We start from the raw sequence: 14,450 nt of genomic DNA, 5'->3' as shown, positions 1-14,450 counted from the left end.
CACCTTTGCGTCCCGCAAGCGCTCACCTAACCCTCCCGAATAAGCTCACCCAGGCTCCTGGAGACCCTCACCCAGGCGTCCCGGATGTCCTCACCGACACTTCCCGCAGATCCTCACCCATGCGCCCCGGAAAGGCTCACCGGCGGCTCCCGAAGGTGCTCACCAGCCATTCCCGGGAAGGCTCACCGAGTGTTCCTGTATTGGCTCACCAAGCGCTCCCGTATCGACTCACCCCAACCTTCCCGGAGAAGCTCACCGACAGCTCCCGAAAAGTCTCACCTTTTGGGCAATTTCGAATTTTCGAAGGCGGAATGCGGCGGTAAATGCGTGCGGACACCTTGTCTGAAACAGCGCTGCGGGGCGGATATCGCGGCAAGCGGTACGCATCTCGCGGTGCCGGATCGGTGCCATTTGCGCGTCGACATTTCCGCTGCGAACAGGCGCCGACACCTTCTCGGTTGCTTCGCTCGCGACGCAGGCTCGAATGCTCTGCATTCCTGACCGGGAACATTCGGAACATGCCGGGAGGCCGGAGACATCCACCGCATGCAACGCCTCCGCGCGTCGGGCCGCCGACAGACGCTACGGCTGCAGCTTCATCCTGAAGCCCACGACGCCAGGCTCCTCCGTCGTCGACACCGCGAACCCGCACGCCTTTGCCAGCGAGATCATCGCCGTGTTCTCGCGCAGCGCCTCGCCGATCATCCAGGCGGTTCCGCGCGAGCGCGCGTAGTCGATGATGCGGGTCATCATCAGCCGGCCAAGCCCCTTGCCCTTCTGATCGGGTCGTACCGCGATCGCGAACTCCGCCGTCTCGTTGTCGGGATCGGCCACCGCGCGCACCACCGCGAGCGTGTGGTCGCGCCCCGACACATCGGTGAACGACACGATGAAGGCCATCTCACGGTCGTAATCGATCTGCGTCATGCGCGCGACCTGCGAATGATCGAAGCTGCGCACCGCGCCGAAGAAACGCATCCGCAGATCCTCCGGCGTCATCGCACCGAGCAGTTCGTTGTGCGCGGCCTCGTCTTCCGGACGGATCGGGCGGATCGTCACCGTCTCGCCGCGCCACTCGAGCGTCTGCTCGAGGTGACGCGGATACGGCATGATCGCGAGCCGGCTGCGCCCCGCTGCCAGCGTGATGCGCGGCGCGATCACGTGCGCGCGGTCGGACAGCACGCGCAGCGTGACCGACATCGCAACGACTTCACGCACGTCGCAGACGACCTGCGACAGCGCCGTCAACGCATCGAGCGTCGGCTCGATGGGTGTGCTGCGTGCGTACGGCGAGCGCTCCATCACCGCGCGGGCTAGCACGGTGTTCAGCGGCGGCAGGCCATAGACGACGAACGGCGCCGATACGCCGTCCGCGGGCGGCACGGCATAGCGAAACACCGGGCCGAAGTTCGAATCGTCGTACATGTCGACGGTGACATCGACGACTTTCTTTCCGGCCGACTCGACGGCAGGCTCGCCCTGCAGGCCAAAATGAGACAGCCAGCGCAGCGCGGCTTCGCCGGTCAGTTCATGCTGGCCGGCTTCGACCATCCGGCGCGCATCGGCCTGCGCGGATGCCACGCACTCGGCCGGCTGCAGCGGCGTACCCTCGGGCGTTTGCATCAGCAGTTGCCGCCCGAGGTTGTAGTCGACGAGACGCGCATACGCGCGCGCGAGCCGCTGCGGCGTGGTGTGCACCGGAATGCCATTCGCGTGCAGTGCATCGCGCGTCGCCGCATCGACCGCGCCGAAGAAACACGCGAGGATGCCGCGATGCGCGTACTGCCGTGATTCGATCAGCGTATGCGCAACCGCATCGGCCGGCGCGCTGTGGGAAGTCGAATGGACGACGAACAGCGTGCCCGTTTGCGGGAACGGCGCGAGCGCCTTGACCGCCGCGGCGAAATGCTCGGGGCGCGCATCGTCGCCCAGCGTCAGCGGATTGCCGGGCGATGCGAGATGCGGCAGCGCCGCCGACACCGCCGACGTGGCCGCGGGCGACCAGTCGGTCAGCACGTCGCGCACCTCGGCCACCGCATCGACCGCGAGTTTCGCGACCCCCGCATCGCTCGTCACGAGCGTGGCCGCGCCGCGCGCCGTGACGCGGCCGACACCGAGCGTCTCGATCTCGTCGAGCAGATCGTCGAGCGCATCCACCCGCACCATCCCCGCGCGCTGGAACGCCGCCGTATAGAGCGCGTCGCCGGGATCCGCGCGGCCGGTGCGCAATGCGAGCACCGGCTTGTTGCGTGCGGCCGCGCGCGCGGCCGACATGAACTTGCGCGCGGCGCGCACGGTATCGAGTTCGAGCAGGATCGCGCGCGTGCCGGGATCGCTCGCGAGATAGTCGAGCACGTCGCCCGCATCGACGTCGGACTCGCCGCCGAGCGCGACGACGTGCGAAAAGCCGAGGCCCCGTGCATCGGCCCAGCCGAGCACCGCGTTCGTCAGCGCGTTCGATTGCGACACCCATGCGACGCCGCCCGATCGTGCCGTGTAGGCCGGCGCGCCGAAATGCGCGTGCCGTGCGGGCGACAGCACGCCGAGGCTGCCCGGCCCGACGATACGGAGCACGAACGGCTTCGCCGCCTTCAGCGTGCGATCGAGCGCGGCGTGATCGGCGTCGGTGCGCGCCTCGCCGACGATCACCGCAACGCGCGTGCCGAGCTCGCCGAGCTTGCGCACGATCCCGGCCCAGGTCGCGGGCGGCGTGCAGATCACGGCCACCGACGGCGGCGCGGGCAACCGGTCGACATCGGCAACGACCGGATGCCCGTGCAGCTCACGATACTTCGGATTGACGGGCCACACGGGCCCCTCGAATCCACCGTCGAGCACGCGCGACCACACCATCGCGCCGATACTGCCCGCGCGCGACGACGCGCCGACGACCGCAACGGACTTGGGCTGGAACAACGCATCGAGATGGCGAACGGTCACATCGGCTCCCTGCGGTAACGAAAGACGACCCGATCGGCATGCGGCACGGGCAGGCCATACGCCGATCGACGCGAACCCCAAGCATAGGCGAAGCGCATGCGGCTGCCTATATGCCGAACGGCCGACTGTTCGACCCACGTCAACGCTCGCATCATGGGCCTGCAACACCAGTACGGAAGCCCTCGCCGCGCGCCGGCCGAGCACATTCGCCCGGCGCACACGGTGCAGGCGTGCAGCGCGACGCTGCGTGCGCTTCGTCAAAGGTGAGGATTTACAGGAGCCATGGTGAGACTCTTCGGGAATTGCACGGCGCCACGCGCCAACACGCGAAAGGTGATCGAAATTCGCAGCATGCGTGCACCACGAGAATGGCGCAGACCAATGCGCATGCGCTGCGCAATTGCGCGGCTGTTTACCGGAATTCACCGCGATATCCCGTCGAATCGCAGCGAATTCGCAAAACGGGATCCGTTAATTGCGCGGCGTCTCAGTTCAATACGCCGTCGGGAATCGCGCCGGAAATGCGCAAAAACAAAACGGTGCGACGGCCGCATGGCCGTTCGCACCGTCAGTCAGTACGCGAAAGGTGAGGTTTTTCGGGAGTCAGTCCTTGATCAGGAAACGCTCGCGATTCTTGCCGAGCCAGGTCGGCGAGCGCCCGCGGCCACTCCAGGTTTCCCCCGTCTTCGGGTTCAAATATTTCGGCGGCGACACGCGCTTCGGCTTGGCTGCGCCAGCGGCCGCGCCTACCGGACGAAACCCGAGCTCTTCCGGCGTAATGTCGTATTCCTCGATTTTCGCGCGGATATCGGCAATCGCATCGGCAATCGCCTTTTCACGTTCCTTGTCGATCTTTTGCTGAAGCCGTTCGAGCTGCGCGGTCAGTTGCCTGTAGGTCGCCATATGGATGGGACTCCGTGAGTGTTATTCGTGAAAAATAGATGACGCTCAGCCAACAGAAAAACGCTTCGCCCGATCGTGGTCGCCTCAGCCGGTTATCTCGGGATCAATAACCGCTCTTTTTCTTGCACGCGAAGAGAAGATTTCGCGTGGCGTCATCGCTCGATTGCTGAATCACTTCGAAATCGCCGTTGCAGATCGCCCGCGCGTTGTCCGTGCAATTGCTCCAGTCGCTACCGGTGCATTGCACCTGGGTAGTCGGACGCCCATCCGAAGTGAACAGCGGTGCGCTGCCGCCACACCCGCCGAGCCCTGCAACCAGAGCCCAAACAACGGCCGCCCGAGGCCACCGACAGACCGACGCAAGCATGTGTTTCATTGTGGTTCCCGTCAACCTTTTTTTGAATGTCGCGAGTATGCCATGCGCGGCCCTTCGGCCGTCAGTTCGGCGTACGGCCGGGTTGCCCGCGCGCCTTGTACGGCAAGCGCTTGCGTGGATCGTCGGTGATGCGAACGAACACCTGCTCGACGTCCGGAAGCGCCTCGAGTTCGCGCTGCAACGCCGGCTGATCGAACGCCGTGTCCGCACATCCTTCGACGTAAATGAAACGTCGCTGCACGGTGATCCACAGGCTCGTGCCATGCAGCCGATCGGAGCCGGCGAAGTGCGCCTTCACGGCATCGGCGATCGGTGCGTCATACATATAGGAATTCGGCTTCGTGCAGCGATGCGCGAGCCAGCAGGTGGTGCCGCGTTCGGCGCGGTAATGCGCGTCGTCCGTCATCTCGGCCCGGGTCATCCACGGGCCGAGCGGCAACGGGCATTCGGCCACGTCCCGCGACAGCGCGATGAACGGATCGTTGTACCAGTTGCGCCGCGCCTCGGGCGCATCGGGGTCGCCGGACTGCGCGAACGCAGCGGTCGCCAGCAACATGGTCAGCCACCCTGCGATGCCGATCCGTTTCATCGTGATCTCCTGTTCGGTGCTTCACGCTCGAGCGCGCACGCTTGGCCGTCTGGCTTACCGGTCGATGCCCAGTGCCGCCAGTTTCTTGTACAGCGTCGCGCGGCCGATCCCGATGCGCGCGGCCGCTTCCACCACCTTCCCGTCGCAGGCCGCCAGCGCATCGGTCAGGAACTGGCGCTCCCACGCCGCCAATGCATCGGCATACGAAGCGGCCGGCACAGCAGGCCGCTCGCCCGCGCGCCGTTCGACCGGTGCCACGGCCAGCGGCTGCGCCGGTGCGGCGCCGTCCGTCGATACGCGCACCGGCCCAAGGAACGGCGCGAGCGCGCGCGCATCGATCACCGATCGGTCCGACAGCATCAGCGCGCGTTCGAGCGTGTTGCGCAACTCGCGCACGTTGCCCGGCCACGGATACGCACACAGCATCCGCAGCGCATCGTCGGTCAGCTCGCAATGGGCGGCGCGCCCGTGCTGCGCGGCCAGCTCCTCGAGCGTCGCGTAGACGAGCGCCGCGATGTCGGACGCGCGCGCGCGCAGCGGCGGCGCGTGGATCGTCAGCACGTTCAGCCGGTAATAGAGATCCGCGCGAAAACGCCCGGCCGCGACCAGCGCCGGCAGGTCGGCGCTCGTGGCCGCGATGATCCGGACGTCGGCGCGCACGATCCGGTTCGAGCCGACCGGCTCGAATTCCTTGTCCTGCAGCACGCGCAACAGCTTGCCCTGCAACGGCAGCGGCATGTCGCCGATCTCGTCGAGAAACAGCGTGCCGCGATCGGCCAGCTCGAACTTGCCGATGCGCCCCTTGCGATCGGCACCCGTGTACGCACCGGGCGCCGCGCCGAAGAATTCGGTTTCGAGCAGCGTGTCGGGAATCGCGGCGACGTTGACGGTCACGAGCGGCTGGAGCGCGCGCGCCGACGCCGCGTGAATCGCATGCGCAAGCAGTTCCTTGCCGGTGCCCGTCTCGCCGAGCAGCAGCACCGGCGAATCGACCTGCGCGGCGCGGCGCGCCTGACGCTTGGTTTCGAGGCTCGCGGCGCTCGTGCCGACGAAGCTCGCGAACGTGTATTTCGCGCGGCGCGCCTGCGCGAGCGAACGCTGCGTCGCGATCAGCTGCTGCTGAAGCTGTGCGTAGCGGGAAAAGATCGGCGTAAGCGTCTTCAACTGGTCGAACAGCGCGAAGCCGATCGCGCCGACCGTCTCGCCGGCCTCGTTCTTCAGCGGCAGGCGGGTGACGACGAGCGGCTCGCGGCCCGTCTCCATGATGTCGAGCAGGATCGGCTGCCCGGTCGACACGACCTCGCGCATCAGGCTGTTCGGGATCACGGCCTCGCAGTCGAGGCCGACGGCCTGCTGCGGATCGGCGAAACCGAAGCGCGCCGCGTACCGCTCGTTCATCCACACGACGCGCGCATCGCGATCGACGACCACCGTGCCCGCGCTCGAATCCTCGAAGGTCCGGAACAGCGACTCGGCGGCGCGCCGCAGCACGTCGCCGTAGTTGACGGGCAGGCGGGCCCAGTCATTCATCATCGTGTCGTCGTCTCCGTGTATTTTGGGCCGGTTGTCTCCGGATCGAGACGGATTATCTCACTCCGGAGACACGCCGCAATGCGTTGTCCAGGAAAGCCCTGCCCGATTCCACGGGCTGGCCGGACGGCCATTTCGTCTCCGGATGGAGACGTTTTATGTAGAATCCTCAGACAACGACCGGCGCGGGCCCGCCAGTCTCCGGCGGACCCATGTCCGGCGGCGCAATCCGGCCGATGGCACGAAACCTGCACGAACCTGAGCCGGTCCGCGGCGCGTCCCGCGATCGAACAACAACCAAAGCCATTAGGAGACTCCCTTGTCTTTCGTGATCGTCCTCGCCGCGCTGGCGTTCCTGATGTTTGCCGCGTATCGCGGCTACAGCGTGATCCTGTTCGCGCCCATCGCCGCGCTCGGCGCGGTGCTCCTGACCGAACCCGCCGCCGTCGCACCGGTCTTCTCCGGCATCTTCATGGAGAAGATGGTCGGCTTCGTCAAGCTGTACTTCCCGGTGTTCATGCTCGGCGCAGTGTTCGGCAAGGTGATCGAACTCTCCGGGTTCTCCGAGTCGATCGTCCATGCGGCGATCCGCTACATCGGCCGCTCGCGCGCGAATGCGGTGATCGTCGCGGTGTGCGCGCTGCTCACCTATGGCGGCGTATCGCTGTTCGTCGTGGTGTTCGCGGTCTATCCGTTCGCGGCCGAACTCTATCGCCAGAGCAACATCCCGAAACGGCTGATGCCCGGCGCGATCGCGCTCGGCGCGTTCTCGTTCACGATGGATTCGCTGCCCGGCACGCCGCAGATCCAGAACATCATCCCGACCACGTTCTTCAAGACGACCGCCTGGGCCGCGCCGGTGCTCGGCACGATCGGCTCGCTGTTCATCATCGTCGTCGGCCTCACGTATCTCGAATGGCGCCGCCGTTCGGCGATGGCGAAGGGCGAAGGCTACGGCACGTCGCTCGTCAACGAGCCGGAACGCGTCGAGACCACGTCGCTGCCGCATCCCGCGCTCGCGATCCTGCCGCTAATCCTGGTCGGCGTGTCGAACTTCGCGTTCACGAAGCTGATTCCGCAGTGGTACGGCGCCGCGTCGTACACGGTCGCGCCGGACGTGCTGCCCGGCGTGCACGCGCCGGTCACGACGTCGATCAAGACGGTCGTCGCGATCTGGTCGGTCGAGGCTGCGCTGCTGCTCGGCATCGTGCTGGTCGTCCTGACCGCATTCAAGCGCGTGAGCGGGCGCTTCGCGGCCGGTTCGAAGGCCGCCGTCGCCGGTGCGCTGCTCGCCGCGATGAACACCGCGTCGGAATACGGCTTCGGCGGCGTGATCGCCGCGCTGCCGGGCTTCCTCGTCGTCAGCGATGCGCTGAAGAGCATCCCGAACCCGCTCGTCAACGCGGCCGTGTCGGTCAGCTCGCTCGCCGGTATCACGGGCTCGGCGTCGGGCGGCATGAGCATCGCGCTCGCCGCGATGTCGGACCTGTTCATCAAGGGTGCGCAGGCCGCCAATATCCCGCTGGACGTGCTGCACCGGGTCGTCGCGATGGCCAGCGGCGGCATGGACACGCTGCCGCACAACGGCGCGGTGATCACGCTGCTCGCGGTCACGGGCCTCACGCACCGCGAGTCGTATCGCGACATCTTCGCGGTCACGATCATCAAGACGCTCGCGGTGTTCTTCGTGATCGCCGTGTACTACACGACGGGGCTCGTGTAACACCCCGGCAGCGGCCCATCTCCGGGCCGCCGCCCGCCGGCCGCGTCGATGCGGCCGGCCGCTCCTCCACTCCTCCCCCCTTTTGCCGCACGCCGCCCGCACGCGCTCGCCGGCTCACTCATTGTTATCCGCAGCAGAACACTACGTTGGTCGCAGCGGCATTTTTCGCGCGTCGGGCGAGGCCTACACTGCTTTCAACGGTGACCGCATGCGATCGGCGCCGTCGAAAACCTGGAGGTATCCGCTCATGAACCCGCTCATCCGCACCATCGCCCTCGCCGCCGTCTTCGCCGCGCCGCTCGCCGCGCAGGCGCAAACCAGCCAGCCGCTCACGCGCGCCGAAGTGCATGCCGAAGTGGTTGCACTGAGAAAGGCCGGCTTCCAGCCGAGCGACTGGTTCTACCCGGCCAGCATTCAGGCCGCCGAGGCGAAGATCGCGCGGCAGCAGGGTGCACCGCGGGCCGCGGGCGCCGGCTACGGCAATCGCGGCACGTACTCCACGGGTCAATAGTCCGGTTTCGAATCCGCCGGCCGTGCGCGCATCACCGCCACGTTCGCGGCTCGCGCCGCACGCGCCGCACGCACCGCACGCACCGCACGCACCGCACGCACCGTACGCTCAGCGCGGCTCGATGCTTGCTTTCGCGTAGGACTCGCGTTCCAGTTCGAGTATTTCCGCGCTCAGCTGCAGGTGCGTGCCGGGCGGCGCAACGACGTGCCGCTTCAGTTCCGCCAGCACCTGCTCCGAAAATTCACGTTTGACGTCGGTCGTCCGGCCGCTCAGCACCGCGAGCTTCGCGTGGACGAACGCGCGCGGCGCCGGCGACGTGCCGACCGCGAATGTATCAAACCGCAGCGCGCGGCTCTTGATGTCGAGCTCGTTGAAATGACCGGACGCGGCCAGCGCGGCATTGAGCGCGCGCAAGGTCGCGCCGGCATCGAACCCGTCGAGGTTCGCGGAATATTCGAGCGTCAGGTGGGGCATGGTGTCGGTGGCCTCGTGGGTATCGGGACAAGCGCCGGAAGGCATCCCGACAGCCCACGCAGTGCCACCGGATCTATGCCTTGACCGGCTGGATCAGGCGCGCGCAGGCGCTTGCCTGCGGATCGCCGGCGGGCAGTTTCCCACAGATACCGTCGAGCTGCTTCGCGATCGATTTGACCGATGCATCGTGTGCGCCGCTGGCGCGCCACTGGTTCAACTGCGTGACGACCTTGGTCAGCGCGCGCAGGTTCGCGCCGTAGAACGCGTCGCGCGTCTTGTCGGCCTGCGCGAGCACGCTCGCGGCAATCCCTTCGATGCGCGCCGAATCGTCCGGCGCCAGTTGGACCGCATTCGCAAAGTAGGTCGCGCCCCAGCGCAGCTTCGTCGCCGGCCCGCTCGCCGCGTCATAGGCCTTGCGGTACCAGTCGAGCGCCGCGGCCTTGTCGCCGCGCGCCTTCGCATTCGCAGCCAGCCCGGACATGAAGTAGTACGGCGTGGACGAGCGCGTCAGCTCGGTCTTCAGCAATGCATCCGACTCGTCGTACAGCCCCGCGTCGGTCAGCGTGTCGGCCCCTTCGCTGACGAGCGCCTGCCGCTCGTAGGCGTTCGCGGCGCCCTGCACCGACGCGGCGATCTGCTTGCGCGCCGTGTCGGCCAGCGCCGGCGCGGCCAGGGGTGCCCCCTTGCGTGCATCGCCGCGCGCGAGCAGCACGCGGCCATGCAGCGCCATCAGCCGGTCGATCGACGAGAGCGTGGAATCGGTCGACAGGCGCGCGAGGGCCGTGTCATACGCGCCGCGCAATTTCGCGCGCGGCGCGTCGTCGCCGCCGAGATACGCGACCACGCGCGCGGGCGCCGCAACCAGCACGTCCGAGTCGGCGCGCGACAACACCGGATCCTGCAGCACCGTGCGCAACGAATCGGCAAGCGCCGCCTTGTCGAGCGCGCCGGCCTGCGCCGGATCGTCGGACGCGGCGACCACGGCCGACTTCAGCGCGAAGCGCGCCGATTCGGCCTTCGCACCGGCCGCGCGTGCGCGTTGCGCGAGCGACTGCAGCGTCTCGGCGACGCGATCGGCCGCCACCGGCAGCGCACCGTCGGTATCCCACGAATAGTCGGCCAGCAGCCGCCATTCGTCCGGCGTCAGCGACGCACCATTCTTCAGCGCGGTCGCGAGCGTCTGACGCACCGGATGCGCGGCCGTCATCCCGAGCGACAGCGCCTGCATGTAGCGATCGAGATCGGCTTCGCCCGGCAGCCGCGTCACTTCGGTGCCGTCGGGACGGAACAGGATCATCGTCGGGTAGCCGTGCACCTTGAAGCGCTCGCCGAGCTTCTGCGCGCTTTCGGTATCGCCGTCGAGATATACGGGCACGAAGAACGACGAGCGGGTCTTGAATGCCTGCTGGCTGAAGATCGTCGACTTCACCTGGTTGCACGACGGGCACCACACCGCGCCCCAGTAGAGCAGCAGCGGCTTGCCGGTGCGCTTCGCCAGCGCGAACGCGGCGTCGACGTCGCCGTGCTGCCACGCGATGCCGGGCGGCAGGTGCGCGCCATCAGGCGCGGCGCTCGCCGCCGGAGCGCCCGTGGGCGTGGCAGCGGCAAGCGCCGCACCCGCGGCGGCGAGCAGGCAGGCGGCAGTCAGATTCCGGAGAGCAGTTTTCATCGAAGCGGGTCCGTTGAAAGAGACGGTTGCGGGAAGGTGCGGCGCGCGAAGCGATGGCTGGGAAGCAACAGCCATGAAGCGATGACGATGAAGCCTGCCGACGTGCAACGCCGCGCATGATCGTTTCGGAAAAACGCACGCCGGCCGAGGCGACCGGCAAATCCTTCGACGATACGACGGGCACAGCCGGCAGAAAACGAACGAATTCTCGAATGAATATGACGCGCGGCATCACGGCCGCGCGTGCTGTCAGATACGCGTCGGCCGAGCCTTCACTGCCGCGCCTTGATCCGCGCCATGTGATACACGGACGCATGCACGCCATCGCGCAACGCATAACCCGGCGATTCACCCTCGACCCGGAAGCCATGCTTCTCGTAGAGCGCGATGGCCGCGCGGTTGTCGGTGAACACGGTCAGCTCGAGGCGCGTGATGTTCAGCCAGTTTTCCGCGAGATCGATCGCGGCCGCGAGCAACCGGCTGCCGATGCCGCGCCCGTGGCGCGTCGCGTCGACCATCATGCCGAGCCCTGCCGCATGGCGACGGCGCGGATTCTGTTCGGGATGCAGGCCGAGATGGCCGACCACCACGCCGTCGATTTCGGCGACGAGGCTCACGCCGTGCTCGCGCGCGCCGTCGAGCCGCTTCTGCCATTTCTCGAGCGACGGAAACGGATGCTGCAACGTATTCGCGTACACCGCGGGATGCGCGGCGATTTGCCGGATCGCGTCGACGTCGTGCGCCTCGCTGTGCCGGATCGTGATGTCGGTCATGGGTGGGCCGGGTCCGAAAAGTCGCGCCAGTCGCGCGGGCTGCGCACGTGCGCAGCAACGTGTCGAGCTTATCCGATTTCACGCACTTGAAACATGGGCGTCACGCGATGCCGTTGCACCCGCAACGATGCGCGATTACGCCGCGCCACCGCGAACAGGAACAATCTGACCGATTCCGCAACGGCAATCGGTAATTCCTGACTCATCGTCGACACGCATCGCTTCCCGATCAATCGTTGCGCACGCAACGTCACGCGCACGACATGCGATGTCATGTCTTCATCACGTCGACGTCACGCCGCCTCCCTAGACTGGGCGCCGCCCAACCCGGCATGTGCCGGGCCGGCGTGTGCCGACGTCCCGGCCGCGCATCACGAGCGCGCGTTGCACGGGATCGCGGCGACGGCCAAGGCATCCGCGCGACACCACGCATCGCGCGCGATGCGCGCACCTCCCCACGCGCGGCCGATGCACTCGAACGCACACGCCGCGCGAATCGTCCCAGGGGGGCGATGCACGGGCGCCGCCAGACGAAGTCACGAACGCTCCCATCATCACAGGACCCGAACGCCATGACGTCACGCCGCAAATTCCTCCAGCAAACCGCCACTTCCGGCCTCGCCGCCGCCGCGCTGTCCGCGTTTCCGCCGAGCATCCGCCGCGCGCTCGCGATTCCCGCGTTTCACGAAACGGGAACCATCCAGGACGTGAAGCACGTCGTGCTGCTGATGATGGAGAACCGCGCATTCGACAGCTACTTCGGCACGTTCAAGGGCGTGCGCGGTTACGGCGACCGCTTCGCGGTGCCGTCGCCGAACGGCCGCAACGTGTTCTACCAGACGTACACGAAGCCGACGCCCGCCACCACCGTCACGCCGTATCACCTCGACGCGAGCCAGGGCAACGCGCAGCGCGCCGGCGGCACGCCGCACACGTGGGCCGATGCGCAGGCCGCGTGGGACCATGGCCGGATGAACCGCTGGCCCGACGCGAAGACGCCGCTGTCGATGGGCTACTACGACGCGGCGGAAGTACCGTTCCAGCGCGCGCTCGCCGATGCGTTCACGCTGTGCGACCACTATCACTGCGGGATGCACACGGGCACGATCGCGAACCGCCTGTTCTACTGGAGCGGCACCAACGGCCCGAACGGCATCAGCCCGGCCGACGGCAGCCGCGTGAAAATCGCCGCGCTGAACAACCAGTTCAACGGCGGCAACGACATCGGCCCGTCGAGCCAGGGCTGGACCTGGACCACCTACGCCGACCGGCTGCAGCAGGCCGGCGTGAACTGGAAGGTCTACCAGAGCCTGATCGACAACTTCGGCTGCAACGAGATGATGAGCTTCCGCCACTGGCGCGCGGCGATCGAGCAGATGCCGCCCGCGCGCCGGCCCGCGTACGTCGCGTCGACGGACATCACGCAGCCCGTGACGGCGGCCGGCGCGTTCTACGATCCGGCGATCGACGATCCGCTGAGCCCGCTCGCGAAGGGGTTCGGCAACACGATGCCGTACGGCTTCCTCGAATCGTTCCGCGACGACATCCGCAACGGCACGCTGCCCGAGGTGTCGTGGATCATCCCGCCGTCCGTGTACAGCGAACATCCGGGGCCGTCGAGCCCCGCGCAGGGCGGCTGGTACGTGCAGGCCGTGCTCGATGCGCTGACGGCGAACCCGGAGGTATGGAGCAAGACCGTGCTGCTGGTGAACTACGACGAAAACGACGGCTTCTTCGACCACATGCCGTCGCCGGCCGTGCCGTCGCGCAACGCCGACGGCACGCTCGCGGGCGGCCATACGCTGCGGGATGCCGACGTCGCCGCCGAGTACCACGACTTCACGCCGGCCACGTCGAGCCAGCCGGCGATCGACGGCCGTCCGTACGGCCCGGGCCCGCGCGTGCCGATGTGGGTCGTGTCGCCGTGGAGCCGCGGCGGCTGGGTCAACTCGCAGGTGTTCGACCATACGTCGACGCTGCTCTTCCTCGAAAAGCGCTTCGGCGTCGCGGAGCCGCAGATCAGCGCGTACCGCCGCGCGGTGTGCGGCGACCTGACGAGCGCGTTCAACTTCCGCTCGCCGAACAACGAACCGCTGCCGACGCTCGCGGGCCATACGACGAAAAGCCAGGTCGACGCGCTGAGCGCCGCGCAACAGGCCGCGCCGAAGATCGTGCCGCCGGCCGCGCCGTCGCTGCCCGCCCAGGCGATCGGCGTGCGCCCGTCGCGCGCGCTGCCTTACGAACTCCATGCCAGCGCGCGTACCGATGCCGGCACCGGCACGGTCACGCTGAAGTTCGCGAACACGGGCCGCGCGGCCGCCGTGTTTCACGTCTATGACAAGCTGCACCTCGACCGCCTGCCGCGGCGCTACGTCGTCGAACCGGGCAAGACGCTGCACGGCGACTGGGCCGCGCGCGCCGACAACGGCGGTAAATATGACTTGTGGGTGCTGGGCCCGAACGGCTATCACCGCCGCTTCACCGGCGACCTCAGCCGCCTGGCCGGTGCACGCGCGCCGCAGCCGGAAGTTCGCGTCGGCTATGCGGGCGCGAGCGGCAACCTCCACCTGAAGCTGCGCAACCACGGCGGCGGGACGGTGCGCTTCACCGTGAGGTCGAACCAGGTCTACGGGCCGCTGTCCGGCCGCGGCGCGCACGACGATCGCGGTCATGGCCACGGCAACGAGGACGGCAACAGCCAGGGTCACGGCCACGGTACCGGTACCACGTGGACGGTCACGGTACGCGCCGGCGACCAGGCCGAGCTGCACTGGAAGCTCGACTCGACCGGCCACTGGTACGACTTCATCGTCACCGCGGACAGCGACGCGAGTTTCTCGCGCCGCGTCGCCGGCCGTGTCGAAACCGGCCGCCACTCGGTCAGCGACCCGGCAATGGGGCTCGCCGACCGCTTCTGATGCCGCCGCGGCGACCCGCGCTGCGCCGCGTGTCGCCGCCCGGG

At 67.7% G+C, this 14,450-nt stretch carries 12 protein-coding genes; 3 read left to right on the top strand and 9 right to left on the bottom strand.

Annotation, left to right across the window (positions count from 1 at the left end; translation table 11 throughout):
• Positions 1 to 582 precede the first annotated feature (582 nt).
• The 5 genes from G3N98_RS23130 to G3N98_RS23115 all read right to left on the bottom strand — a co-directional run bounded on the left by G3N98_RS23130 (position 583) and on the right by G3N98_RS23115 (position 6,341).
• The gene (locus G3N98_RS23130) at positions 583 to 2,940 is read right to left on the bottom strand and encodes a GNAT family N-acetyltransferase (protein ID WP_206149322.1); all 2,358 of its coding nucleotides are present in this window, start codon (positions 2,938 to 2,940) and stop codon (positions 583 to 585) included.
• A 603-nt stretch (positions 2,941 to 3,543) separates the two neighbouring features.
• Positions 3,544 to 3,843, bottom strand: coding sequence for an H-NS histone family protein (locus G3N98_RS23125; RefSeq protein WP_089475849.1), 300 nt, complete (start codon positions 3,841 to 3,843; stop codon positions 3,544 to 3,546).
• A gap of 103 nt (positions 3,844 to 3,946) precedes the next feature.
• The gene (locus tag G3N98_RS39885) at positions 3,947 to 4,219 is read right to left on the bottom strand and encodes a hypothetical protein (RefSeq protein WP_241026041.1); all 273 of its coding nucleotides are present in this window, start codon (positions 4,217 to 4,219) and stop codon (positions 3,947 to 3,949) included.
• A gap of 61 nt (positions 4,220 to 4,280) precedes the next feature.
• Positions 4,281 to 4,808 carry a BON domain-containing protein gene (locus tag G3N98_RS23120; protein WP_206149321.1) on the bottom strand — a complete coding sequence of 176 codons (528 nt, stop codon included), beginning with the start codon at positions 4,806 to 4,808 and terminating at the stop codon, positions 4,281 to 4,283.
• Positions 4,809 to 4,862: 54 nt separating this feature from the next.
• Positions 4,863 to 6,341 (bottom strand): sigma 54-interacting transcriptional regulator, encoded by a 1,479-nt coding sequence (locus tag G3N98_RS23115; RefSeq protein WP_206149320.1) that lies wholly within the window; start codon positions 6,339 to 6,341, stop codon positions 4,863 to 4,865.
• Positions 6,342 to 6,657: 316 nt separating this feature from the next.
• Between G3N98_RS23115 and G3N98_RS23110 the strand changes: the two genes are divergently transcribed.
• Together G3N98_RS23110 and G3N98_RS23105 are read left to right on the top strand one after the other, a co-directional pair.
• Positions 6,658 to 8,061 (top strand): GntP family permease, encoded by a 1,404-nt coding sequence (locus tag G3N98_RS23110; RefSeq protein WP_089428826.1) that lies wholly within the window; start codon positions 6,658 to 6,660, stop codon positions 8,059 to 8,061.
• A 247-nt stretch (positions 8,062 to 8,308) separates the two neighbouring features.
• Positions 8,309 to 8,572, top strand: a complete 264-nt coding sequence (locus G3N98_RS23105) for a DUF4148 domain-containing protein (RefSeq protein ID WP_089433560.1) — start codon at positions 8,309 to 8,311, stop codon at positions 8,570 to 8,572.
• 108 nt (positions 8,573 to 8,680) lie between these two features.
• Here the strand turns inward: G3N98_RS23105 and G3N98_RS23100 are convergent, their stop codons facing one another.
• The 4 genes from G3N98_RS23100 to G3N98_RS23085 form a co-directional block, all read right to left on the bottom strand.
• Positions 8,681 to 9,046, bottom strand: a complete 366-nt coding sequence (locus tag G3N98_RS23100; protein WP_046548726.1) for a 5-carboxymethyl-2-hydroxymuconate Delta-isomerase — start codon at positions 9,044 to 9,046, stop codon at positions 8,681 to 8,683.
• Between the two features lie 73 nt (positions 9,047 to 9,119).
• Positions 9,120 to 10,715: a thioredoxin family protein gene (locus G3N98_RS23095; RefSeq protein ID WP_206149319.1), complete on the bottom strand. Its 1,596-nt coding sequence runs from the start codon at positions 10,713 to 10,715 to the stop codon at positions 9,120 to 9,122.
• Positions 10,716 to 10,987: 272 nt separating this feature from the next.
• The gene (locus G3N98_RS23090; protein ID WP_175239925.1) at positions 10,988 to 11,488 is read right to left on the bottom strand and encodes a GNAT family N-acetyltransferase; all 501 of its coding nucleotides are present in this window, start codon (positions 11,486 to 11,488) and stop codon (positions 10,988 to 10,990) included.
• A gap of 68 nt (positions 11,489 to 11,556) precedes the next feature.
• A complete protein-coding gene (locus G3N98_RS23085) occupies positions 11,557 to 11,763 on the bottom strand; it encodes a hypothetical protein (protein ID WP_175239926.1) in 207 nt (68 codons plus the stop codon).
• A 297-nt stretch (positions 11,764 to 12,060) separates the two neighbouring features.
• Between G3N98_RS23085 and G3N98_RS23080 the strand changes: the two genes are divergently transcribed.
• Positions 12,061 to 14,406, top strand: a complete 2,346-nt coding sequence (locus tag G3N98_RS23080; RefSeq protein ID WP_089475853.1) for a phospholipase C, phosphocholine-specific — start codon at positions 12,061 to 12,063, stop codon at positions 14,404 to 14,406.
• Positions 14,407 to 14,450 lie beyond the last annotated feature (44 nt).

The organism is Burkholderia sp. Tr-20390 (assembly GCF_017104595.1).
Classification (GTDB): Bacteria; Pseudomonadota; Gammaproteobacteria; order Burkholderiales; family Burkholderiaceae; genus Burkholderia.
Note: the sequence above shows the minus strand (reverse complement) of the source record. Positions and strands in the feature narration are given on the sequence as shown.

Coding starts and splice junctions, on each gene's coding strand:
- G3N98_RS23125 (WP_089475849.1), bottom strand. CDS start 3,843: ATGGCGACCTACAGGCAACTGACCGCGCAGCTCGAACGGCTTCAGCAA.
- G3N98_RS39885 (WP_241026041.1), bottom strand. CDS start 4,219: ATGAAACACATGCTTGCGTCGGTCTGTCGGTGGCCTCGGGCGGCCGTT.
- G3N98_RS23120 (WP_206149321.1), bottom strand. CDS start 4,808: ATGAAACGGATCGGCATCGCAGGGTGGCTGACCATGTTGCTGGCGACC.
- G3N98_RS23115 (WP_206149320.1), bottom strand. CDS start 6,341: ATGATGAATGACTGGGCCCGCCTGCCCGTCAACTACGGCGACGTGCTG.
- G3N98_RS23105 (WP_089433560.1), top strand. CDS start 8,309: ATGAACCCGCTCATCCGCACCATCGCCCTCGCCGCCGTCTTCGCCGCG.
- G3N98_RS23100 (WP_046548726.1), bottom strand. CDS start 9,046: ATGCCCCACCTGACGCTCGAATATTCCGCGAACCTCGACGGGTTCGAT.
- G3N98_RS23095 (WP_206149319.1), bottom strand. CDS start 10,715: ATGAAAACTGCTCTCCGGAATCTGACTGCCGCCTGCCTGCTCGCCGCC.
- G3N98_RS23090 (WP_175239925.1), bottom strand. CDS start 11,488: ATGACCGACATCACGATCCGGCACAGCGAGGCGCACGACGTCGACGCG.
- G3N98_RS23085 (WP_175239926.1), bottom strand. CDS start 11,763: ATGACATCGCATGTCGTGCGCGTGACGTTGCGTGCGCAACGATTGATC.
- G3N98_RS23080 (WP_089475853.1), top strand. CDS start 12,061: ATGACGTCACGCCGCAAATTCCTCCAGCAAACCGCCACTTCCGGCCTC.